The organism is Streptomyces longisporoflavus (assembly GCF_014649775.1).
Lineage (GTDB): Bacteria > Actinomycetota > Actinomycetes > Streptomycetales > Streptomycetaceae > Streptomyces > Streptomyces longisporoflavus.
The window spans coordinates 352,554-375,934 of record NZ_BMTR01000004.1; the positions used below are offsets into that span (position 1 = coordinate 352,554).

Here is a 23,381-nt window from a genome sequence, read left to right on the forward strand (position 1 = left end):
CGCCCTCGCGGGCCCCGGCGGATCGCGCACCCCTTCGATTACTGTCTGGGTATGACAACTGCCGTGGCCATCAAGGAAAGTACCGGGGTCGGACCGCTGCTGCGCGGCTGGCGCGAGCGGCGCAAGGTGAGCCAGCTGGACCTCGCGCTGCGCGCGGACTCCTCGGCGCGGCACATCAGTTTCATCGAGACCGGCAGGTCGCGCCCGAGCGAGGAGATCGTGCTGCGCCTCGCCGAGCACCTCGACGTACCCGTACGGGAACGCAACTCCCTGCTCCTCGCCGCCGGTTACGCGCCCCGCTTCAGGGAGACCCCCCTTGACGACCCTTCGATGGGCGCGCTGCGGGAAGGCCTTGAGCAGATCCTGCGCGGCTACGAGCCCTATCCCGCCCTGATCGTCGACGCGGCGTACGACGTGATCGCGGCGAACCGCGGTATCGCGATGATCCTGGACGGCGTTTCCGAACACCTCCTGCAACCGCCGCTGAACGCCATGCGGCTCACGCTGCACCCCGAGGGCCTCGCCCCCAAGATCCGCAATCTGCGCGAGTGGCGGGGGCATCTGCTGCACCAGATGGAGCGGCAGATCGCCTTGCAGCGGTCCGACGCGCTGCGTGCGGTGTACGAGGAGGTGGCGGCGTACCCGGTGGCGGATCCCGGTGTCAGTGTCTTCGACGGCGCCGACGGCGCCGAGGCCGGCGGTTCGCAGAGCGGCGTGCCCTACTTCGCGCTGCCGCTGCGCATCGAGCACGAGGGACATCTGCTCTCCTTCGTCTCGTCGATCTCCACCTTCAACACCCCGATGGACGTGACGGTCGCCGAGCTGGCCATCGAGACACTGCTCCCGGCCGACCCGGCGACGGTCAAGTTCCTCCGGTCGGCGGGGTCCTAGCCATGAGGAACCCGCAGATCAGCGGCCGTAGCGACGACGCGGACCTGACCCGGGCCGACTCGCTGGCCCGCGAGATCTTCTCGGGCGTGGCCAACAAGTGGGCCCTCCTGATCATCAACGCCCTGGCCGACCGGACGCTGCGCTTCACCGAGCTGCGGACCGCGGTGGACGGCATCAGCCACAAGATGCTCACCCAGACCCTGCGCGGCCTCGAACGCGACGGCGTCGTGCACCGGACGGTGTACGCCACCGTGCCGCCGCGCGTCGAGTACCACCTGACCGAGGCGGGCGAAGGGCTGCTCGCCACGGTCGACGGCATGTGCGCCTGGACGCACCGGTACCTCGCCGAGATCGAGGCCGCCCGCAGCCGCTTCGACGCGCGCGGCGCCTGAGGGGGCTAGTCCCGCAGGGCCCGCAGCGCCGCGTACTGGAGAGCGGCGAAGCCGCCGACGACCACGGCCTGGAGCGGGATCCACACCGCTCCGGCGGTGCTGGGCGAGAACCACGCGACCACCGCGACGACGCTGAGCACCGCCCAGACCGCGTTCGCCTCGATCACGCCCCGGACGGCGAGCGTGGGCGGGCTCTTGCGCGACGCGAGGTAGCCGACGCCCGCGCCGAACAGCGCGAGGAAGACACCCAGGCCGAGCAGGAGCCCCGCGTCGACTCCCAGGAAGCGCCCGAGCGGGCCCGAGGCGGCGGCGTACGCGAGCCCGTTCCCCGCGGTCACGACGGCGTCCAGGGCGAGGAAGCGGCGCAGCATCGTCTTCGGGTCGTTCGTGCGGGCCAGTGCGGTGAGCGGGGACGCAAAGAACCCAGAGAACCCAGAGAACACAGAGGACGTCGACATGAGAAACCTGCCTCCAAGCGGCGGAAGGGAAAGGGGCCGGACCCGGGCCGGAGTGCGCCGGACCGGATCCGGTAGGGACAACCCTGCCGGGCCCGCGCGCGGGGGTCGATTACCTCAGGGGTAAGGCAGGCGCTCGGCGGGCAACCGGCCCGCGGTCCCAGCCACAACCCGTACGGCGGCAGCCGCCGTGTGCCGCCGCCGCCCCGCGCCTAGGTTCGTTGAAAGGCAGACCTAGGGAGCTCAAGGGTGACAGAGACGACCGAGCCCGGCGCCGCGCTGCTGCGTGCGGGCAAGTTCTTCCGCCGCGGAACCGCCGCCCCCGACCTGCACAGCATCGGCCTCGTCGGCGGCCGGGACGCGGACGCCTTCTACCGGGACCGGTGGAGCCACGACAAGGTCGTGAACTCGACGCACGGCGTGAACTGCACGGGGTCCTGCCGCTGGAAGGTGTACGTCAAGGACGGCATCATCACCTGGGAGACCCAGCAGACCGACTACCCCTCCGTGGGCCCCGACCGCCCCGAGTACGAGCCGCGTGGCTGCCCGCGCGGCGCCGCCTTCTCCTGGTACACGTACTCGCCGACCCGGGTGCGCTACCCCTACCTGCGCGGCGTGCTCCTGGAGATGTACCGCGAGGCGAAGTCCCGCCTCCGGGACCCGGTGCTCGCCTGGGCAGACATCCAGGGCGATCCGGAGCGGCGCAGGAGGTACCAGCAGGCCCGCGGCAAGGGCGGTCTGGTGCGGGCGACCTGGGACGAGGCCGTCGAGATCATCGCGGCGGCGCACGTCCACACGATCAAGACGCACGGCCCCGACCGGGTCGCGGGCTTCTCCCCCATCCCCGCGATGTCGATGGTGTCGCACGCGGCGGGCGCCCGTTTCATGTCGCTGATCGGCGCGCCCATGCTGTCCTTCTACGACTGGTACGCGGACCTGCCGGTCGCCTCGCCGCAGGTCTTCGGCGACCAGACCGACGTACCGGAGTCGGGTGACTGGTGGGACGCGGCGTATCTGATGATGTGGGGCTCGAACGTCCCTGTGACCAGGACTCCGGACGCGCACTGGATGGCGGAAGCGCGCTACCGCGGCCAGAAGGTGGTCGCCGTCTCGCCGGACTACGCGGACAACACGAAGTTCGCCGACGAGTGGCTGCACCCGCACCCCGGCACGGACGGTGCCCTCGCCATCGCGATGGGCCACGTCATCCTCAAGGAGTTCTTCGTCGACCGGCGCACGGACTTCTTCACCGACTACGTCCGCAAGTTCACCGACCTGCCCTTCCTGGTGACGCTGACCGAGCGCGACGGCGCGTTCGTCCCGTCGAAGTTCCTGCGCGCCACCGACCTCGGCGAGGACAGCGAGGGCGACGACTGGAAGACGGCCGTCCTGGACGAGAACACCGGGCAGCCGGTCGTCCCGAACGGTTCGCTCGGCTTCCGCTGGACCGAGTCCGGCAAGGGCAAGTGGAACCTGGAGCTGGGCAACATCAAGCCGCAGCTCTCCCTGCACGGTTCCGATGTGGCCACGGGCGTCGAGGTGCTGCTCCCGCGTTTCGACACCGAGGGCGGCACGCACGGTCAGGGCCGCGGGGAGATCGTCCGGCGCGGGGTGCCCGCCACGCGGCTCGGCGGGCAGGACGGGCCGCTCGTCACGACGGTCTTCGACCTGCTGCTCGCGCAGTACGGCGTCGGCCGCGAGGGCCTTCCGGGCGAGTGGCCTTCTTCGTACGAGGACGCCGACGCGCCCGGCACCCCGGCCTGGCAGGAGGCGCACACCTCGGTCCCGGCCGCGAAGGCGGTGAAGATCGCGCGGGAGTTCGCGCGGACCGCCGAGAAGTCGCGCGGGCGCTGCATGATCCTCATGGGGGCGGGGACCAACCACTGGTTCCACTCCGAGACCATCTACCGTGCCTTCCTCGCGTTGCTCCAGCTGACCGGCTGCCAGGGCCGCAACGGCGGCGGCTGGGCGCACTACGTCGGGCAGGAAAAGTGCCGCCCGGCGACCGGCTGGGCGACGCTCGCCAGCGCCAACGACTGGAGCAGGCCACCTCGGCAGATGATCGGCGCCGCGTACTGGTTCCTGAACACCGACCAGTGGCGCTACGACAAGTTCGCGGCGGACGTGCTCGCCTCGCCGCTCGGCGAGGGCCGGTTCGCCGGGATGACGGGCGCCGACTGCCTGGCGCTGTCGGCGCGCACCGGCTGGATGCCGTCCTATCCGACCTTCGACCGCAACTCCCTTGATCTGGGCGACACTTCAAGCGACCCCGTCGCCAATGTCGTGGACGAACTCAAGGCGGGCACGCTCAACTTCGCCTGCGAGGACCCGGACGCCCCGGAGAACTGGCCGCGCGTCCTGACGCTGTGGCGCGCCAATCTGCTCGGCTCGTCGGCCAAGGGCGCGGAGTACTTCACCAAGCACCTGCTCGGCACCCACTCTTCGCTGCGGGCCGAGGAGGCGGCGCCCGATGAGCGGCCGTCGACGGTGACGTGGCGCGACGAGGCACCCGAGGGGAAGCTCGACCTGCTCGTCTCCCTTGACTTCCGCCAGACGTCGTCGACGCTGCTCTCGGACGTGGTCCTGCCCGCCGCCACCTGGTACGAGAAACACGACCTCTCCTCCACGGACATGCACCCCTACGTCCACTCCTTCACCCCGGCGGTCGACCCGCCCTGGCAGGCCCGCACCGACTTCGACACGTTCAAGGCGATCGCGGAACGGCTCAGCGAACTGGCCGTGGACCATCTCGGCGTACGCAAGGACGTCGTCGCGACCGCTCTCCAGCACGACACCCCGGGCGAGACGGCGCAGCCCGGCGGTGTCGTCCTGGACTGGCGCAAGGGCGAATGCGAGGCCATTCCCGGCAAGACGATGCCGGGCCTGACGGTGGTCGAGCGGGACTACACCGCGATCGGCGCGAAGTTCGCGGCGCTCGGTCCACTGGCGGAGAAGCTGGGTCTGCCCGCGAAGGGCATCGCCCTGCGGCCCGACCAGGAGGTCGACGAGCTGCGCGAGCGCAACGGCGTCGTACGCGGCGGCCCCGCCGACGGCCGTCCCTCGCTGGACACGGCGGTCAAGGCGGCGAACACCATCCTCGCCCTGTCCGGCACGACCAACGGCCGCCTCGCCACGCAGGGCTTCCACACCCTGGAGGCGCGCACCGGCCAGGAGATGGCGCACCTGGCCGCCGAGCACGAGGGCAAGCGCATCACGTACGCCGACACCCAGGCGGCCCCCGTCCCGGTGATCACCTCGCCGGAGTGGTCGGGCAGCGAGTCCGGGGGGCGGCGCTACACGGCGTTCACGCTCAACACCGAGCACCTCAAGCCCTGGCACACGCTCACCGGACGCCAGCACTTCTTCCTCGACCACGACTGGATCCACGAGCTGGGCGAGGCGATGCCCGTCTACCGGCCGCCCCTGGACATGAACCGTCTCTTCGGAGAGCCACGGCTCGGCCCGGACGGCGAGAAGGAGGTGACGGTCCGCTATCTCACCCCGCACAACAAATGGTCCATCCACTCCGAGTACCAGGACAACCTCTTCATGCTGTCGCTCTCGCGCGGCGGCCAGTGCATCTGGATGTCACCGCAGGACGCGGACGCGATCGGCGTGAAGGACAACGACTGGATCGAGGCCGTCAACCGCAACGGCGTCGTCGTGGCCCGGGCGATCGTCTCGCACCGGATGCCGGCCGGCACGGTCTACATGCACCACGCGCAGGAACGCACGGTCAACGTCCCCAAGACGGAGACCACCGGAAAGCGCGGCGGCATCCACAACTCCCTGACCCGCCTCATCCTCAAGCCGTCCCATCTCATCGGCGGCTACGCCCAGTTGTCGTGGGCCTTCAACTACCTGGGCCCGACGGGCAACCAGCGCGACGAGGTGACGGTCATCCGCCGCCGCAAACAGGAGGTCACCTACTGATGCGCGTGATGGCACAGATCGCGATGGTGATGAACCTCGACAAGTGCATCGGCTGCCACACCTGCTCCGTCACCTGCAAGCAGGCATGGACGAACCGGGACGGCATGGAGTACGTCTGGTTCAACAACGTGGAGACCCGTCCCGGCCAGGGCTATCCGCGCCGCTACGAGGACCAGGAGAAGTGGCGCGGCGGCTGGGAGCTGAACAAGAAGGGCGCCCTGAAGCTCAAGAACGGCGGCCGGATCAAGGCTCTCCTGGAGATCTTCTCCAACCCCAAGCTGCCGGAGATCAAGGACTACTACGAGCCCTGGACGTACGAGTACAAGAACCTCACCGACGCCCCGCTCGGGGACGACTACCCGGTCGCCGAACCGCGTTCGCTGATCAGCGGCAAACCCATGAAGATCGAGTGGTCGTCGAACTGGGACGACAACCTCGGCGGCGCGACCGAGCACGGCGACCTCGACCCGATGGTGGCCAAGACGCGCGAGAAGGCCGCGGAGAAGGTGAAGTTCGCCTTCGAGCAGACCTTCATGTTCTATCTGCCGCGGATCTGCGAGCACTGCCTGAACCCTGCGTGTGTGGCGTCCTGCCCGTCCGGGGCGATGTACAAGCGCGAGGAGGACGGCATCGTCCTGGTCGACCAGGACAGCTGCCGGGGCTGGCGCAAGTGCGTGACGGGCTGCCCGTACAAGAAGGTGTACTTCAACCACCGCACCGGCAAGGCCGAGAAGTGCACGATGTGTTATCCGCGCCTGGAGGTGGGCCTGCCCACCGTCTGCTCGGAGACGTGCGTGGGCCGGCTCCGCTACCTCGGCGTCATCCTCTACGACGCCGACAAGGTGACGGAGGCGGCGTCGGTCAAGGACGACAAGGCGTTGTACGAGGCCCAGTTGGGGGTCTTCCTCGATCCGGAGGACCCCGAGGTGCGGCGCGAGGCCGAGCGGGCCGGGATCGAGTACGACTGGATCGAGGCCGCACGCCGCTCCCCCGTGCACGCGCTGATCAGCACGTACAAGGTGGCTCTCCCGCTGCATCCCGAGTACCGCACGATGCCGATGGTCTGGTACATCCCGCCGCTCTCCCCGGTCGTGGACGCGCTGAGCGAGACCGGGCACGACGGCGAGGACCTGGACAACCTCTTCGGCGCCATCGACACCCTGCGCATCCCGCTCGAATACCTGGCGGAGATCTTCACGGCCGGTGACGTGGGGCCGGTGCGGGCCTCCCTGGAGAAGCTGGCGGCGATGCGGGCACACATGCGGGCCATCAACCTCGGTGACCGGCCGGACAGTTCGGTCGCCGATGCCGTGGGCATGTCGGGCCGGGAGATCGAGGAGATGCACCGGCTCCTCGCCGTCGCCAAGTACGAGGACCGCTACGTCATCCCGACCGCGGCGGTCGGTGACGCGCAGCGCCTGGAGGAGTCGGCGCTGCCGGACTCGTGCAGCCTCGACTTCGAGGGCGGTCCGGGGGCGGGCGGGGACGGTCCGTTCGGCCAGGACTCGGGGCGTAAGCAGCTGCCGCTCGTGACCGTCGAGAACTTCCACACCCTGCGCGACCGGCAGACCGCCGACGAGCAGCCCTCCGCCGCAGAGAAGGACAACACACTGTGAGCGACCACGCCGTGCTGTACCGGGCAGCCGCGCACTGCCTGTGCTATCCGGACGAGGAATTCCACGAACTGCTTCCTCAACTGCGGGCAGTGGCGCCGCAATTGGAGAGCTTCCTTGCACACGCGGCAGCGACGGACCCCACCGAGCTGGCCGCGCACTACGTCCAGGTCTTCGACTTCAAGAACCGGCACAGCCTCTACCTCAGCTGGTGGCGCGACGGCGACACACGGCGGCGCGGGATGGCCCTGGTCCGCTTCAAGGAGGTCTACCGGGAGCACGGCATGGAGTTCACCGGCGAGGAGCTGCCGGACTTCCTGCCCGCGGTCCTGGAGTTCTCCGCGCACGCGGGCCCCGTCCTCCTCCGGGAGCACCGGCCGGGCCTTGAGCTGCTGCGGCTCGCCCTCACCGATTTCGGCACTCCCTACGCGCCCGTCCTCGACGCGGTGTGCGCGACGCTGCCGGGGCCGTCGCCGAAGGACCGGGCCGAGGCGCAGGCGCTGGCCCGGTCGGGGCCGCCGCGGGAGGACGTCGGCCTCGAACCCTACGCACTGATCCGGGAGCACTGATGAGAACGCTGTTGTGGGGCGTCATCCCCTACGTGGTCCTCGTCCTCCTCGCGGCGGGCCTCGCCTGGCGCTATCGCTACGACAAATTCGGCTGGACGACGCGTTCCTCGCAGGTCTACGAGTCGAAGCTCCTGAACATCGCCTCGCCGATGTTCCACTACGGCATCCTGTTCGTCCTCGTCGGCCATCTGGTGGGCCTCTTCGTGCCGGAGTCGTGGACGGAGAAGGCGGGCGTCAGCGAACACACGTACCACCTGTTCTCGCTGTACGGCGGCACGGCGGCAGGTGTCCTGCTGGTGCTCGGCATCGCGCTGCTGCTCTACCGCCGCCGCACGAACGCGCCCGTGTTCCGGGCGACGACCGCCAACGACAAGCTGATGTACCTGGTGCTGTTCGCGGCGATCGTGCTCGGCATGGTGGCCAAGCTGACGCATGCTTCGGGCGAGGGCTACAACTACCGCGAGTCGATGGCGCCTTGGGCCCGCAGCCTGTTCACCCTCCAGCCCGACACGGACCGGATGGCGGGGGTGCCGGTCATGTACCAGATCCACGCGGTGGTCGGCATGGCCCTGTTCGCGCTGATCCCGTTCACGCGGCTCGTGCACATGTTCAGCGCGCCGGTGCAGTATCTGTTCCGTCCGTACGTGGTGTACCGCAGCCGGGACCCGCGCCGGGTGGGGGCGCGTCCGGAGCGGCGGGGGTGGGAGAAGACGGGGTCTTGATCTCGATGAATCGCCGGACGGGCGGGCAGAGCCCGTCCGGCGGGAATCAGCCCGTCCGGCGTTTGAGGACGAACTCGGCGAAGCCGGTGACCGACGGCGCGCTACTCCCCGGCCCGCTTATCCTGCTCCCCCGGGCCCTCCGGACCCCCCGGTTTCTCGTCGTCCACGATCTCCGCGTCGACCACGCCCTCCTCAGGAGCCCCCTGCTCTTGGGCGCCCCCGCCAGAACTCGCGCCCCCGCCAGAACCCGCGCCCTCGCCAGAAGCCGCCGAGTACATGGCCTGCCCCATACGCTGGCTGACCGTGGCCAGCTTGTCCACGCCCACGCGCAGCGCCGCGGTGTCGTCGGCCCTGTCCTTCAGCAGGGACTTCAGCTCCGTGGCCGCCGCCTCCACCTCGGTCCTGGTCTCGGCGGGGATCCGCTCCTCGTTCTCCCGCATGAACCGCTCCGTCTGGTAGACGAGCTGCTCCGCCTGGTTGCGGGTCTCCGCGGCGTCGCGTCGCTTGCGGTCCTCCTCCGCGTGTTCCTCGGCCTCCCGCACCATGCGGTTGATGTCGTCCTTGGGCAGCGCGGAACCGCCCGTCACCGTCATGCGCTGCTCGCGGCCGGTCGCCTCGTCCTTCGCGGACACGTGCATGATTCCGTTGGCGTCGATGTCGAACGTGACCTCGATCTTGGGGACGCCGCGCGGCGCCGGAGGCAGCCCGGTGAGGTCGAAGACGCCCAGCTTCTTGTTGTAAGCCGCGATCTCCCGCTCGCCCTGGAAGACCTGGATGCCGACCGACGGCTGGTTGTCCTCGGCGGTCGAGAAGGTCTCCGAACGCCGGGTGGGAATGGTCGTGTTGCGTTCGATGAGCTTGGTCATGATGCCGCCCTTGGTCTCGATGCCCAGGGACAGCGGGGTCACGTCGAGGAGCAGGACGTCCTTCACGTCTCCCCTGATCACACCGGCCTGGAGCGCCGCGCCGAGCGCCACCACCTCGTCCGGGTTGACCCCCTTGTGCGGCTCGCTCCCGGTGAGTTCCTTGACCAGTTCCGTCACGGCGGGCATCCGCGTCGAACCACCCACCAGGATGACGTGATCGACGTCCGACAGCTTCACGCCCGCGTCCTTCACCGCCTGGTGGAAGGGGACACGACACCGCTCCAGCAAGTCCGCCGTCAACTCCTGGAACTGAGCCCGCGTCAACTTCTCCGCCAGGTGCAGGGGACCTTCCGCCGACGCCGTCACGTACGGCAGGTTGATGTCCGTCTCGCTCGACGACGACAGCTCGATCTTCGCCTTCTCCGCACCCTCCCGCAGCCGTTGCAGCGCCATCTTGTCCTTGCCGAGGTCCACTCCGTGCGCGTTCTTGAACTGCCGCACGAGGTACTCGACGATCCGCTGGTCCCAGTCGTCGCCGCCGAGCTGCGTGTCGCCGTTGGTGGCCTTCACCTCGATGACGCCGTCGCCCATCTCCAGGAGCGAGACGTCGAAGGTGCCGCCGCCGAGGTCGAAGACGAGAACCGTCTGGTCGTCGCCCTTGTCGAGGCCGTACGCGAGGGCGGCGGCGGTCGGTTCGTTGATGATGCGGAGCACGTTCAGGCCCGCGATCTCGCCGGCCTCCTTCGTGGCCTGGCGCTGTGTGTCGTCGAAGTACGCGGGGACGGTGACGACCGCGTCCGTGACGTCCTCGCCCAGATAGGACTCGGCGTCGCGCTTGAGTTTCTGCAGGACACGGGCGGAGAGCTCCTGGGCGGTGTACCGCGTTCCGTCCACCGAACCGTCGTCCGGGAAGCGCCAACTCACGTCGCCCATGTGCCGCTTGACGGAGCGTGCGGTGCGCTCCACATTGGTGACCGCCTGCCGCTTGGCGACCTCTCCGACGAGGACGTCGCCGTTCTTCGCGAAGGCGACGACCGAGGGGGTGGTGCGCGCCCCCTCCGCGTTCGCGACGACCGTTGGATCACCGCCCTCCAGGACGGCCACCACCGAGTTCGTCGTACCGAGGTCGATCCCGACTGCACGTGCCATGTCCAGTCTCCTTCCACCGCGAGCCCGTTTCCCGGCGTACTCCGTCCTCCATCACAAAACTTGAGCGGCTTATTGTCAATGCCGCATATGGCTGTGCCGCCGCCCCGCGAGGGACGGCGGCACGTTCCGGACTACGTCAGGCGAGCTTCGCCGTCAGCGTGATCGTCGTACCCGTGAGCGCCTGGCTCACGGGGCAGTTCTTCTTGGCGTCCTCGGCGGCGGCGGTGAACGCCGCCTCGTCGATGCCGTCCACCGTGCCCTCGACGGTGAGGTGGATGCCGGTGATGCCGGTGCCCGGCTGGAACGTCACGTCGGCGGACGTGACCAGGCGGGTCGGCGGGGTGCCGGCCTTGGCGAGACCGTTCGAGAAGGCCATGGAGAAGCAGCTGGAGTGCGCGGCGGCGATCAGCTCTTCCGGGCTGGTCTTGCCGTTGGCCTGCTCGGCACGGGACGGCCAGGACACGGCCTGCTCGCCGATCCCGGACGAGTCGAAGGTGACGGTGCCGGAGCCCTCCAGCAGGTTGCCTTCCCAGACCGTGTGCGCGGAGCGCGTGGTAGCCACGATGCAGATCCCTTCAGTGCGGTTCCGTGATGTGTTGCGGAACCTCCGTGCGCCCATCCGATCACACCCCGGGTCAGCGCACGCGGAAGACCGGCCCACGGGCGGTGAACGGGAGGCGTCCGTCGGACGGGAGCAGGTACGCGTGCTCCCTGCGCACCCGCAGCACGTCGCACTCCCCGTCGGTGATCACCAGTACCGGTGCCGCCGCGGGAAAGTCGTCCGCGCGCTGGAGCAGATCGATGCCGGGCTGCAGCACGGTGCCGCCCCGCCCCCGCACCCGGACCCGTCCCGCGATCTCCGTGACCGGCAGATAGCCCGCGTCGTGCGGGGCCGCGTCGCAGAAGACGACGCGGGCGGCCGGTACGTCGCGTGCGGCGGCGTACGAGGCGATGGCGCCAAGCGCCTTGCCGAGCAGACGGCGGTCCATGGAGCCGGAGGTGTCGAGTACGACACCGAAGGTGCAGCGGGCGATCTCCTCGGGCGGGTGGTAGCGGCCCGCGCGCGGGATGCCGGGGGTCGATGCCTGGCGGCGCGAGGGGCGGGCGTAGCTGCGCAGGGGTTCGGGGCGCGGCACGAACTCGTCGAACCAGCGGGCCAGTCGGGCGTCCCACGGCACGGGCGGATGCGCGAGCGCGCGGATCTCCTCGACGAGGCCGCCCGGCAGCAGTCCGCGGTTCTGCTGACGGTGCAGATCGAAGCCCTGGACGAGGCCGCGCCGGTAGAACTCGTCGAGGTCGACGTAGTCGCCGACGGGTGCGCCGAGCGGCTCGCCCAGGATGTCGCCGCGTCCCTTGCCCCGCAGGGTCGTCGCGAGACGTCGCATGCGCCGCTGGTCCGTGACGATCCTGTCGTAGACCTCCTCCGCGGACAGACCCGCCAACTCCGGGTCGTACAGCAGCCCCTCGGGCATCTCGCCGACGCCCATCTCGCGCAGCCAGCCGTTGATGACGTAGTCGGCGGCCACGTTGAAGAGGTACGGGTCGCGGGCGCCGCGGCGGTCGCCGTGCTTGAGCGCGGCGTGCAGCATCTCGTGGGCCAGGATGAACCTCCACTCCTCGTCCTCGTACCGCTTCAGCGGGTTGATGTAGATCTCCCCCGCCTCGGCGTGCACGGCGGCCACGGAGATCTGGTGGGCGCGGGCGAGTTCGGCGTCGGCGACGATCGTCATGCCTGCCGCGATGCCGCCGAGGAGGGGGTAGGAGGAGACGAACCAGCTGAGCGCGCGTTCCCAGGGGCGGGTGGGGACGCGCTCGCCCTTGAGCTCGTCGCGCCGGCCGCCCGCCACGTCCATGGCGGCGGAGACGGTACGGGTGAGGGCGCGGGCGAAGTCGGTCTGCCAGTCCTTGGCGGGGCCGTACCAGCTGGACCAGGGTACGAGCATCTGGTCGGGTGCGGTGCCGCCGGCGCCGCAGTGCTCGTACCCGGCGGGGATGCCGTCGCGGCGCCAGCGGGCGGCGAGTTGCTCCTCGTCGCCGCCGGGGAATTCGGCGGGGATCGTGTCGGGCGGGCGGCCCACGGGGAAGGTCTGCTGGAAGCGGTTCACGACGACGCAGCGGGCGGCGAGGTCGTACCGGTCGGGCTGGGTCCTCCGCTTCTCCGTGGCCGCGGGGACGTGGCCGAAGCCGAGGTGGAGGAGGCAGTGGGCCAAGGCCCATGCCCATGCGGCGGGCTCGGCGTGGCGGGTGGGGTGGGCGTGGACGCAGCCGTCGGAGTCGACCATCGCATAGCCGTGCGGGGGTACGGATTTGCATGCGGTGCGGCAGAAGGTCGCGTCGAGGGAGTCGAGGGCTGGGTTGCGCCGGACCATCTCAAGTCCCTTGAGGTAGGCCTCTGTTGCGGGGTCGGGGCGTGTTTCGGTGTTCTTGGCTTTGGCTCGGCGGGTCATGCGGGTGACTCCTGGTGTTCGTGAACGGCCTTTCCTGTCCCCAACCCCGCCCCTTCCCGAAAACCCGCTCGGCGCGGGGGCCTCCCCGGGGCTCCGCCCGGACGTGCTGGAAGTTCCAGCCCGTCCGGCGTTTGAGGACGAACTCGGCGAAGCCGGTGATTGCGGTACGTACAAGGCCCCTGCGCCGAGCGGGTTTTCGGGAAGGGGCGGGGTGGGGGAAACTCACCGTCTGGCCTCCACCAGCCTGGGCATGTCCCTCGCCGCCTCCACCAAGAACCAAGCCGGCAGCAGCGGATTGCCGTCCACGTCGTCCGCGATGACGATCTGGGCGACCTCCACCGAGATCTCCGCCAGCTGCACCAGCAGGGACTTGGCCCGGTATGCCGTCTGCCGGACCGCCGGGGACGCGTGTTCCTTCGACGCCGGAAGGTCCTTCGCCAGCCGTCCCCGGAAAGATTCCGCGAGGTAGTACAGGAGATCCCGCTCCTCCGGCCGGTGCGGCCACCGCGCGTCGCCCTTGAGGATCGCGTCGAGCCCGAAACGGCTCCGCACGACCTTCACGTAACCGCAGAACGCCACCGCGTGGGCCGGCGTCAGCGTCCCGTGGGCGATGACTTTCAGGGTCTCCTCGTCCAGCGTCGGCCCGAAGGAATGCAGCGCGTCCGACAGCATGTGCCAGGACCGGGGCGTCGAGAAGGGCTCCTCCGTCTTCGGCGGCTTCGACCACAGGTGGTCGGGGCGGTCGGTCAGGTAGTCCGTGATCCACGCGTGGATTCCGTGCGGCACCGCCCACCCGAGCCAGTCCGTCGCCGAGGCCGAAAGGTGCACATGGGTGAGGCGGTTGACCAGGGCCGAGGAGATCGGCCGGGCCAGGGCGTTGTCCGTGGCACGGTTGCCCGCGCCGATCACGATCGAGCCCTCGGGCAGTTCGTAATCGCCGATGCGCCGGTCCAGGATCAGGGAGTAGAACGCCTTCTGCACGTCGGGGGTCGCCGCGTTCAGCTCGTCGAGGAACAGGCAGTACGGCTCGTCCCGCGCGATCGACTCCGGCGGGCAGAAGACGGACCGTCCGTCACGGATCTGCGGTACGCCGATGAGGTCCTCGGGAGCGAGCTGGGTGCCCAGCAGGCTCACGCACTCCAGGCCGAGCGAGTCGGCGAACGTACGCACCAGGGACGACTTCCCGATGCCGGGCGCCCCCCAGATGAAAACGGGCCGCACCGTCGCGAGGCCGAGCAGCAGCTCGGGGATCCTGGCGGGGGTGACACTGACGGCTGCCTGCACGCGCGGGCTCCTTGGAGATGTTCGAGGGGGGCGCGCAGGTGCGCGAGGTCCGGTGCGAACAGTGTGTGCGCTGCCGGAGCCGGGGCGCACACCATTTTCCGCAGCGGCGAGCGGCACTGGAGCCCGCCGCGTATCGCTCCGCGCGCCCCTCGGCGGGGCGTCTGAGATGGGGTAGAAGTCCCGGTGCGCGGTCGCTATGGCCTGAATGGCAACTGGGCAAGGCAGGCGGGCGGTGACACTTTGAGGCCCCTCGCACGGACGAGGAGATCACTCAGGGGGTTTGGCCATGCGCATGAATTACTCGGACCGCGGTCCGTCCCCGCTGGAAGGGGCGAAGTCAGAGGCCGCAGGCACCCGCGACTCGACGTTCGGCTGGTGGGGTGCCTTCAGCATCCAGAAGTTCGTCAACCAGAACACTCTCTTCCACACGCACGCCGACGCCGGCGGATGGCTGGCGTATCTCCAGCAGTTCTACGACCGCAACTTCTGGTTCGCGGACGGCGGGGCGCAGGTCTGGGCGTACGAGGAGACGTACGACAACTGGCAGGACCGGTACGGCATGGACGCGGTGGTGGCCGTCTACCACTCGGGCCACGGCGGCATGGACAACAACGGCGTCTTCTTCGCGCCGCTCGGCGCGGTCTGGGACGGCCGCAGTGACGCGGTCTCCAACCGGATGGCGCTCGGCAACGAGAAGGCGAACTACGTCTTCTGGTCCACCTGCACCTCGCTGCGGGTCCTCGGCGGGCACTCCCCGATCCGCACCTGGGCGGGCCCCAACATCGGCTTCCGCATGATCTTCGGGTTCGAGACCGTCAGCATCGACAGTCCGGACTACGGCAAGAAGTTCTGGGAGAAGTGGCGGGCCGGGCAGACGTTCGCCGACGCCTGGCTGAACGCGAGCTGGGACATCTACAAGGGCCAGGCACCCTCGGTCTGCGCGGTCGGCGCCAACCAGGCGGAGGCCACCGCCCGCCTCAACGGTGAGCGCACCCTCTACCGCGAGCACGTGCCGGACAACTGGTACGCGTGGCGCTGGTACAACGCGCGCGACAGCCTCAGGGAGCCGCTGACGCAGCCGCCGGGCAGCCCGCAGATCGTGCAGCTCGCGCCGCGCGACCCGGGCGCCGAACTCACCAAGATGGGCCGTATCGCCGACTTCCCGTCGGCGGCGCTGCAAGAGGTGCAGGTCGAGCGGCAGGGCGTGCTCAGTGCCGCCTCCGGCGACCGGACCGTCTCCACGGCTCCGCACGCGATCCGGTGGGTCAAGCTCGCCGAGGCCAACCACCGCAACCTGCGGCAGCTGCCCACGGAGCGGGCGATCGAGGCGGCGCGGGAGTTCGCCGAGCGGCACGCGGACGGCGCCGAGCTCGTCGTGGACAGCGTGCACGACCTGATGCAGAACTCCGGGGCGAAGGACGGCTCCGAGCTCGGGCAGCCGGTGTCCCTCGAAACCCATGTGACGTTCCGGCAGGTCTTCGACGGCGTGCCGGTGATCACGCCGGACCGCGGTCTCATCCGGGTCGTCCTGGACAATGACGCGACCGTCGTCCAGGCGCAGATCTCCACCCGCGAGGCCACCGGCACGACGCGCGAGCCGAGCACCGACGTCGCACCGCCTCCCGAGGGCGGCAAGTCCGCGTCGGCAGCACCCACGGCACCGAGGGCCCGCGACCCGCGTGAGCTGCTCGCGGCGGCCCAGCGGCAGCTGCTCGCCGAGCTCGCCGCGGTGACGGCCGGTGAGCCGGGCGGCCGGGGCGAGAAGGGCGCGAAGGGGGCGAAGGCGCCGCAGGAGCCCGAAGTCAGGGACGTGCCGGGCACCTTCGAGGTCGGCTATGAGATCGAGGGCAACGAGGCCTACCCGGCCGCCCGCAAGCTGATCGAGATCGGCCCGTCCGACGGCATGTTCACCACGCGCCGCTGGGTGGTCGCACCGCTCGCCAGGTAGTACGGAAACATCAGTGGGTGGCGGTCCGCTCCTTGCGGGCCGCCATCCACGCGTACACGAGCACGCCCGCGAAGAGGAACAGGATGCCCTGGTAGACGGCCGCGTATCCGGACCCGGCGACGAGCCACATGGAGAACCCGAACGCGACGCCCGCGAGGATGCCGTCCCGCACCAGGCGCGCGCGGTTGACGCGTTCGCCCTGCCCCGAGACGAGGAAGTAGATCTGCGCGGCGGTGGCCAGGAGGTAGGGCACGGTCGCGGTGAACGTGGTGATCAGGACGAGGGACTCGAAGACGCCGCTCGATCCGGCCGTGTAGTTGTAGACGGTGAGCAGCGAGGCGAGGACGACGGTGACCAGGACGCCAACGGTCGGCACACCGCGCTTCTTCTTGCCGAAGGCGGCGGGGAAGAGCCCGTCCCTGGCGGCGGCGTACGGCGTCTGGGCGCTCAGGAGGGTCCAGCCGTTGAGGGCGCCGAGGATCGAGACGACCGCCGCGAGCGCCACCGCCGTACCGCCCCAGGAGCCGCCGAACATGACGTTGACGGCGTCCGAGAACGGCGCGGTGGAGCCCACGAGCTTGTCGTGGGCGACGGTGCCGAACACGGCGACGGTGCCGAGCAGATAGACGAGGGCGGCGCCGAGGGTGCCCAGGATGGTGGCGCGCCCGACGTTGCGCCGCGGGTCGCGCACCTCACCGGCGCTGACCGCGGCCGATTCCACGCCCAGGTAGGAGAAGAGCAGGATCGCGGCGGAGGCGGAGATCGCACCGGCCGGGCTGTCGCCGCTCGCTTGGAAGGGGCCGAGATTGGCGCTGTCGAAGAAGAACAGACCGCCGACGGCGACCAGGATCAGCGGCAGGAACTTCAGGACGGTGGCGACGACCTGGACGGCGCCGACGTACCGGGTGCCCGCGAAGTTCGCGAGCGCGGGCAGGAGTTGCAGGACCAAGGCGGCCAGGCAGGCGGTCCACTTGTGGTCACCCACCGGTATCAGGACGTCCAGGTAGCCGACGGCGGCGACGGCGAGCGCGGCGTTCGAGACCCAGGCCGTGGCCCAGTAGGACCAGGCGGCGAGGAAGCCTGCGAAGTCGCCGAACGCGGCGCGGGCGTAGACGTACGGGCCGCCGGTGCGCGGATCGCGCTGCGCGAGCCGTCCGAAGACCAGGGCGAGGGCGATGGCGCCCGCGGTCAGGACCCCGAACGCGACGAGGCTGATGGTCCCGAAGGGAGCGACGGAGGCCGGGAGCAGGAAGATGCCGCCGCCGATGATGTTGCCCATGACGAGGCAGGTGGCGATGGGGAGGCCGAAGCGGCGTGCGTGCCTGCTGCCGGGCTCCGCGTGCTGCTCCGTGGGCTGCTCGCTCCGCTGTTCCGCCTGGTCGGGGGCCGGAGCCGGCTGGGTCACGGTTCCGGTGTCGTGCATGGGGGTGGTGCCTCTCATCGTGCGGGGCCCGGGATCGCCGGGGCGAGAGACATGGTCGGGCACGGCGGGAACCGTACAAAATCAGCGTGTTTTGTCCTGCGCGGCAGGGTCGGTGACCGCAAAAGCTGTGTCGCCCCGGCCGCCCTGCCGGTAATCGTCCGCGGCCGTGGAAGCCCCTCCCACCAGCGGAACCTCCGGGCCCTGGTACTCGCCGAGCCAGCGCCGCAGTACCTCGTGGACCTTCTCGGCGCCGACGAGTTCCCGGCCGTCGTCGACCGGTGCGGAGAGCACGAGGGGCGACAGGAGGAAGGGGCGGGCCTGGGCGCCGCCGAGCCCGCCGTGCGAGCCGATCTGCTCCTCGAAGGCGAGGACTTCGCCGTCCTCGGGGTCGTACCAGGAGTTGACCATGATGTCGGCGACGTGCGGGAAGCCGTCGGTGCGGCGCACGGCGTCGGCGGCGCCGGGCCCGAAGTCGGCCAGCGGCCCCGGCTCGCCGGGCTCCTCGTCGAGGTACACCTCGCTGCCGCGCGCCCCGAGGACGACCGGACCACGATCGTCCTCGCCGCGCACGAGGAGGAACCCGATGCCGGGATGGTTGGCGAGGGTGGGCAGGAGCGCCGGGTGGCGCTGGTCGATCTCCTCGCGGGTCATGCGGTGCGGGACGTCGGGGAAGGAGACGAGACCGAGGTTGCCGGAGGCGAGCACGACGGGTTCCGCCTCGCCCGCGGGCCGGTCCTTGCCGGCGCCTTCCTCGACGGGGCGGCGCAGCGCTGCACGTACCGCCGAGCGGGCCTCGGCGCCGCTGTGGGTGCGCCGAGCCTTGCGTGGCACGGGCAGGCCGCAGCCCGCCCTGACGAGGTCGCCGAGGGTGAGGCCGTAGCGGGCGCGGAAGGTCTCTCCGGGGCTCTGGCCGTGGTCGGAGAGGACCACGATGCGGTAGGCGCGGGGGGCGTGTTCGGCGACCTTCGCGAGCAGCGCGAGGGACCGGTCGAGGCGCTGGAGGACCTTGTCGACGTCGCTGCCGCTGGGCCCCGAGTGGTGGGCCACCTCGTCGTACGCCACGAGGTCGGCGTAGACCGCGCTGCGCCCGGCGAGCATGTCGCCGATGACCGCGGCGACGACGACGTCACGCTCGACGACGGTCGCGAAGGCGCGGATGAAGGGGTAGAGCCCGCCGCGGCCGATGCGCGGGCGCTGCTTCCTGATCCGGGCGCGGGTGGACTCGCCGATCTCGCGGCCGACCTCGGCGACGAAGGACAGGGCGGTGCGGACGGCGTTGGCGGGATCGGAGAAGTAGGCGAAGTACCCGGCGCGCGAACGGTTCTCCTTGCCTCGCCGCGCGGCCATGGAGAGCACGAGGGCGAGCTGTTCGGCGCCGCCGCTGAAGAGGTTGCCGCGGCTGGCTCCGTCGAGGGTGAGGAGGCCGCTGTCGCCGGTGCGCTCGATGGCCCGGCGCTGGAGTTCCGCGGCGGAGGCGGGCCGGTTGGAGACCATGACCTCGCCGGTGTCCTTCTCGTACCAGCGGAAGGCGGGGACGTCGTGGTTGGAGCCGTGCAGGATGCCGAGCTGGCTCGCCCCGGTCTGGCTCGACCAGTCGGTGCGCCAGGGGGTGAGGCGGTGGCTGGGCGCGCCGCCGTGGCCGAGCCAGCCCGCGACGGTCGGCATCAGGCCGTTGTCCGCGGCGGTGCGCAGGACGTCGTGGCCGACGCCGTCGAGCTGGACGAAGACGGTGCCGGGCGGGACGGGGCCGGTCTGGCCCTCGGCACGGCGCCTGCGTCTGCGGTCGGCCAGGCGGTAGAGACGGCGGCGGTAGGCGTCGTCGTCGCGGACGGCGAGGGCACCTCCGGTGGCGGAGGCGACGGCGGACATGACGGCGGCGACGACCACGGCCGTCTCGGGGTTGGCCTCGCCGCGGCCGTCGGGGATGAGCCTGAGGGCGAGCAGCAGCAGCGAGCCGTTGAGGGCGAAGGCGAGCAGCCCGAGGACGAGCGCGGGCACGAGCAGCAGGGCCCGCACGAGCAGGGGCCACACCAGGGAGGAGAGCAGCCCGAAGGCTCCGGCGCCGAGGGCGGCGGTGCTCGCGATGCGGGTGGCGCTGTCGCCGTTGTCGGACTGCAGCTGGAAGTCGGGCAGGATCCCGGCGAGCGCGAGCATGGTGAGCGTGCTGACCAGCCATACGGCGACGGAGCGCCACAGCACGCTGCCGACCGCCCGCCATCGCTCTCTTCGCACGCAGCGCCGCCTCACGTTTCATGAAAGATCCGGACACCAGCGTGTCACAGGGTGAACGGGCGGGCGGCGACAGGTCAGCGACCGTCGTATCCCGCGGTCGGCATGGAGAGACGACGGTGGACATGGGCCTTCATGACCGCGTCGTACGACGGTTCCGCGAGGCCCGCCGTCTCGATGCGCACGCCGCGCCGCCCGCACTCCGCGGTGAATTCGTCCGGTGAGCGCAGCGCGCTGTCCAGGACCCGGCGGCTCGGCACGACGAAGAGGTCCACGAGCCCCTCGTCGACGTCGGCCCAGAGCACGGCGTGGTCGGCGGGAAGACCGCGTACGACGAGTTCGCGGGTGACCACGTACCCCCTGGCGGCGGCCCATCGCGCGCACATCGCGTGCTGGCTGCGGGAGTCCACCAGGAAGGGGTCGTCGTCCAGTTCTTCCAGCGGTGTCAGGCTGGCGATCGCCGCGACCCGCACCACGCTCACGCTCGTGGCATCTCTCATCGCGTCCCCCTCACCTCTGGCGTCCTCACCACTGGCGTCAGCCGAAGACCCTACTCCTGGCCGTAGGCTCGTAAACAGTCGCGTGAAGGAGGAACCGGAGTGCCGGTGGAGATCACCTGGTGGGGTCATGCCACCTGCACGGTCGAGGATTCGGGACTTCGGGTGCTCACGGACCCGCTGTTCGCCCGGCGTCTGGCCCATCTGCGCCGGCGCAGGGGCGCGCTCCCGCCCGCAGGCGCGGCCGTCGCCGATGTCGTGCTCCTCTCGCATCTGCACGCCGACCATCTGCATCTGCCCTCCCTCGCGCGGATCGCGCCCGGCACCCGGGTGCTGCTTCCGCGCGGCTCCCGGCGGCAGGTGCCGGGGCTCGCGCGCAGGCTTGCCCGTCTCGACCTGGTGGAAGTCGTGCCGGGGGACGAGGTGCGGGTCGGCGACCTCACCGTACGGGTGGTGACGGCCCGGCACGACGGGCGGCGGCTGCCCGTGGGACCGCACGGCACGCCCGCGCTCGGCTTCGTGGTGCGGGGTGAGGCCCGGACGTACTTCGCCGGGGACACCGGGCTCTTCGACTCGATGGCCGACGAGGTCGGAGATGTCGACGTGGCGCTGCTTCCGGTCGGCGGCTGGGGCCCGTATCTCGGCCATGGTCACCTCGACGCGGCCCGGGCGGCCCTCGCCCTGGCGCGGCTCGCGCCGAGAAGCGCGGTGCCGGTGCACTACGGGACGTACTGGCCGATCGGCATGGACGCCGTGCGGCCGCACGAGTTCCACACGCCGGGCGAGGAGTTCGTGCGCCAGGCGGCGCGGCTCGCGCCCGGGGTGGCGGTGCACCGTCTGGAGCACGGCGAGAGCGTGCGGCCCGAGGTCAGCCGGGGAGATCACCGGTGATCCTCGCCTTGCCCTTCGGGGCCCTCGGGGTGACGCCGGAGTCGACGCAACAGGCGGTCGGCTACCCGTCGTTGTTCCTGCTCATCGTGTTGGGCGCGCTGGTGCCCGTGGTGCCCACGGGTGCCCTGGTCAGCTCGGCCGCCGTGGTGGCCGTGCACCAGACGGCGCCCCTCTCGCTGCTCATCGTGTTCGGGGTGTCGGCGCTCGCCGCGTTCCTCGGGGACATCGCGCTGTACTGGCTCGGGCGGCGCGGGATGCGTTCGAAGAACGGTTCGCGCTGGCTCGCGGCGATCCGTGACCGGGCTCCCGAGGACCGTCTCGCGCAGGCGCAGGAGAAGCTCGCGGACCACGGCGTGCTCGTGCTGGTCCTGTCCCGGCTCGTGCCCGCCGGGCGGATTCCGGTGATGCTGGCCTGTCTGATGGCGAAGATGCCGCTGCGCGAGTTCGCCCGCGGGGACGTGCCCGCGTGCCTCGCCTGGGCCCTGACGTACCAGCTGATCGGCATTCTCGGCGGCTCCCTCTTCAAGGAGCCGTGGCAGGGCGTGGTGGTGGCGGTCGCTCTGACGGTGCTGATCAGCGCGGGTCCCGCGGTGTGGCGCAAGGTCCGGCGTACCGCGTCCTAGGGGCTGCCGCGAAGCTCGCCGAAGGCCGCGGCGAGGGTGTGCAACGCCCGCTGCACGTGCGGCAGTTCGAGCGCGTCTGCCGCGTCGAGGCAGGCCAGGCGCTCGGACCGGGTGGCGCCGAGCAGCGGCCAGGTGGACAGGCGTACGCGCAGTGCGGCCGGGTCGTCGCCGAAGCGGTGGCCGCCGGGTGCGGGCATGGCCAGGCGTGCGGCGAGGAAGTTCTCCAGGTCCTGCGCGTCGCCGACTCCGTGGGCGGCCAGGGCGGGGCGGAGCGGGCCGAGGTCCGCGTAGAGGTGGCGGCCCGCCCGCGGGGGCAGGGCGAGCGCGCCCGCCGCGAGGACCGCGCGCCGGGCCGCGGCGGCCACACGCGCGTGCAGACGGGTCGCGCGGACGAGGCGTTCGGTCACCTCGTCGGGCTCGCCGAGGGCGTACGTCGCCACCGCCGCGACCGGTGCCGTGAGGCTCGCGCCGAGCGCGGTGAGGACGTCCAGGGTGCGGTCCCGCAGTGCGGCGCCGTGGTCGCCGGACGGGAACCGGGCGACCGCGGCGGGCCAGCCCGGCGGCAGGAACGCGCCGGAGAGATCGGAGAGGACCGTCACCCGGTCGGGAGCCATCTCGGCGGGGCCTATGAGCAGGGTGTCGTGCGGCCGGTGCAGGGTGTCGCGCCAGGTCTCGTCGCTGACGACGTGCAGCCCCTCGTCCGCGGCCGCCTCCACGGCCTCGTGCAGCAGCTCCGGCGGCGGCACGGTGGCGGTCGGGTCGTCGGCGACGGAGAGTACGAGGAGGCGCGGGGTGCCGCCCTCGGCGCGGATACGGCGGACGGTCTCCAGGAGGGCGTACGGATCGGGGACGCCGCCGCATTCGGCGGGCGTCGGCACGTGGTAGACGGAGCGGCCCAGCAGCCGCACCTGCGGTGCCCACCAGGCGGAACAGGGCCGCGGGAGCAGTACGTCACCGCCGCCGAGCGCGGCGGTCAGGGCGAGCAGCAGGGGTGCGGCGCCGGGCGCGGCGACGACCTGGTCCCGCGCCGTCCACAGGCCCCGCCGGGCCCAGTGGCCGCTCGCGGCGTCCAGGAGGGCGTGGCTGCCACCGGGCGGTTCGGCGTGGGCACGGTCCGCGGCACCGGCGAGCACGGCGGAGAGCCCCGGCAGGACGGGCAGCCCCGGCTCCGGCAGGGGCGGCCCGTACCGGACGGGGCCACGGCCTTCGGTTTCCGTCCGCATGCACCCATCGAAGCGCGGCGGCCCGCTCGGCGCGCGCGGAAGACCCCGGCCGAGTGGCCCACCGCGGGTCACAGCGGGGTCAGCCCCCGGCCGGATGGCCCGCCACAGGCCCCAGCCCAGTCAGTCCCCGGCCGGACAGTCCCCCGCAAGCCGCAGCGCGATCAGCCCCCGACCGGACAGTCCCCCGCAAGCCGCAGCGCGATCAGCCCCCGACCGGATGGGCCCC

Annotated in this window: 18 protein-coding genes; 9 read left to right on the forward strand and 9 right to left on the reverse strand. The window is 71.1% G+C overall.

Annotated elements, in window-relative coordinates:
• Nucleotides 1-51: 51 nt before the first annotated feature.
• Nucleotides 52-891, forward strand: a complete 840-nt coding sequence (locus tag IE226_RS10605; protein WP_190080822.1) for a helix-turn-helix domain-containing protein — start codon at nt 52-54, stop codon at nt 889-891.
• 2 nt (nt 892-893) lie between these two features.
• Nucleotides 894-1,283, forward strand: a complete 390-nt coding sequence (locus tag IE226_RS10610) for a winged helix-turn-helix transcriptional regulator (protein WP_190080823.1) — start codon at nt 894-896, stop codon at nt 1,281-1,283.
• A gap of 5 nt (nt 1,284-1,288) precedes the next feature.
• Here IE226_RS10610 and IE226_RS10615 read toward each other — a convergent pair whose 3' ends face one another.
• Nucleotides 1,289-1,741 carry a hypothetical protein gene (locus IE226_RS10615; RefSeq protein ID WP_190080824.1) on the reverse strand — a complete coding sequence of 151 codons (453 nt, stop codon included), beginning with the start codon at nt 1,739-1,741 and terminating at the stop codon, nt 1,289-1,291.
• A 246-nt stretch (nt 1,742-1,987) separates the two neighbouring features.
• On the opposite strand from IE226_RS10615, the gene IE226_RS10620 reads away from it, so the two are divergent.
• From IE226_RS10620 to narI, 4 genes are read left to right on the forward strand one after another with little or no spacing between them, the layout of a single operon-like run.
• The gene (locus IE226_RS10620; protein WP_190080825.1) at nt 1,988-5,671 is read left to right on the forward strand and encodes a nitrate reductase subunit alpha; all 3,684 of its coding nucleotides are present in this window, start codon (nt 1,988-1,990) and stop codon (nt 5,669-5,671) included.
• A complete protein-coding gene (gene narH / locus IE226_RS10625; RefSeq protein WP_190080826.1) occupies nt 5,671-7,287 on the forward strand; it encodes a nitrate reductase subunit beta in 1,617 nt (538 codons plus the stop codon). The genes IE226_RS10620 and narH overlap by 1 nt, the downstream gene beginning before the upstream one ends.
• A complete protein-coding gene (narJ, locus tag IE226_RS10630; RefSeq protein WP_190080827.1) occupies nt 7,284-7,853 on the forward strand; it encodes a nitrate reductase molybdenum cofactor assembly chaperone in 570 nt (189 codons plus the stop codon). Before narH ends, narJ begins: the two co-directional genes overlap by 4 nt.
• Nucleotides 7,853-8,575 carry a respiratory nitrate reductase subunit gamma gene (narI, locus tag IE226_RS10635; RefSeq protein ID WP_190080828.1) on the forward strand — a complete coding sequence of 241 codons (723 nt, stop codon included), beginning with the start codon at nt 7,853-7,855 and terminating at the stop codon, nt 8,573-8,575. Before narJ ends, narI begins: the two co-directional genes overlap by 1 nt.
• Nucleotides 8,576-8,676: 101 nt before the next feature.
• Here narI and dnaK read toward each other — a convergent pair whose 3' ends face one another.
• The 4 genes from dnaK to IE226_RS10655 all read right to left on the reverse strand — a co-directional run bounded on the left by dnaK (nt 8,677) and on the right by IE226_RS10655 (nt 14,321).
• Nucleotides 8,677-10,590 carry a molecular chaperone DnaK gene (gene dnaK, locus IE226_RS10640; protein ID WP_190080829.1) on the reverse strand — a complete coding sequence of 638 codons (1,914 nt, stop codon included), beginning with the start codon at nt 10,588-10,590 and terminating at the stop codon, nt 8,677-8,679.
• Nucleotides 10,591-10,726: 136 nt separating this feature from the next.
• Nucleotides 10,727-11,152 carry an OsmC family peroxiredoxin gene (locus IE226_RS10645; protein ID WP_190080830.1) on the reverse strand — a complete coding sequence of 142 codons (426 nt, stop codon included), beginning with the start codon at nt 11,150-11,152 and terminating at the stop codon, nt 10,727-10,729.
• Between the two features lie 73 nt (nt 11,153-11,225).
• A complete protein-coding gene (locus tag IE226_RS10650) occupies nt 11,226-13,037 on the reverse strand; it encodes a vWA domain-containing protein (protein ID WP_190080831.1) in 1,812 nt (603 codons plus the stop codon).
• 222 nt (nt 13,038-13,259) lie between these two features.
• Entirely contained in the window at nt 13,260-14,321 is a 1,062-nt protein-coding gene (locus IE226_RS10655; RefSeq protein WP_190080832.1) for an ATP-binding protein, read from the reverse strand.
• Nucleotides 14,322-14,607: 286 nt separating this feature from the next.
• Between IE226_RS10655 and IE226_RS10660 the strand changes: the two genes are divergently transcribed.
• Nucleotides 14,608-16,269 carry a DUF6345 domain-containing protein gene (locus IE226_RS10660; protein WP_190080833.1) on the forward strand — a complete coding sequence of 554 codons (1,662 nt, stop codon included), beginning with the start codon at nt 14,608-14,610 and terminating at the stop codon, nt 16,267-16,269.
• 10 nt (nt 16,270-16,279) lie between these two features.
• Here the strand turns inward: IE226_RS10660 and IE226_RS10665 are convergent, their stop codons facing one another.
• From IE226_RS10665 to IE226_RS10675, 3 genes are all read right to left on the reverse strand, one after another.
• Nucleotides 16,280-17,692, reverse strand: coding sequence for an amino acid permease (locus IE226_RS10665; protein WP_190080834.1), 1,413 nt, complete (start codon nt 17,690-17,692; stop codon nt 16,280-16,282).
• A gap of 81 nt (nt 17,693-17,773) precedes the next feature.
• Nucleotides 17,774-19,924, reverse strand: a complete 2,151-nt coding sequence (locus IE226_RS10670; RefSeq protein WP_190080835.1) for a phage holin family protein — start codon at nt 19,922-19,924, stop codon at nt 17,774-17,776.
• A gap of 74 nt (nt 19,925-19,998) precedes the next feature.
• Nucleotides 19,999-20,403, reverse strand: coding sequence for a hypothetical protein (locus tag IE226_RS10675; RefSeq protein ID WP_190081000.1), 405 nt, complete (start codon nt 20,401-20,403; stop codon nt 19,999-20,001).
• Between the two features lie 117 nt (nt 20,404-20,520).
• Between IE226_RS10675 and IE226_RS10680 the strand changes: the two genes are divergently transcribed.
• Together IE226_RS10680 and IE226_RS10685 are read left to right on the forward strand one after the other, a co-directional pair.
• Nucleotides 20,521-21,309 (forward strand): MBL fold metallo-hydrolase, encoded by a 789-nt coding sequence (locus tag IE226_RS10680; protein ID WP_190080836.1) that lies wholly within the window; start codon nt 20,521-20,523, stop codon nt 21,307-21,309.
• Entirely contained in the window at nt 21,306-21,932 is a 627-nt protein-coding gene (locus IE226_RS10685) for a DedA family protein (protein ID WP_229870741.1), read from the forward strand. Before IE226_RS10680 ends, IE226_RS10685 begins: the two co-directional genes overlap by 4 nt.
• Here IE226_RS10685 and IE226_RS10690 read toward each other — a convergent pair.
• Nucleotides 21,929-23,155 (reverse strand): aminotransferase class I/II-fold pyridoxal phosphate-dependent enzyme, encoded by a 1,227-nt coding sequence (locus IE226_RS10690; RefSeq protein ID WP_190080837.1) that lies wholly within the window; start codon nt 23,153-23,155, stop codon nt 21,929-21,931. The two genes, IE226_RS10685 and IE226_RS10690, sit on opposite strands and share 4 nt — an antisense overlap.
• Nucleotides 23,156-23,381: the final 226 nt, after the last annotated feature.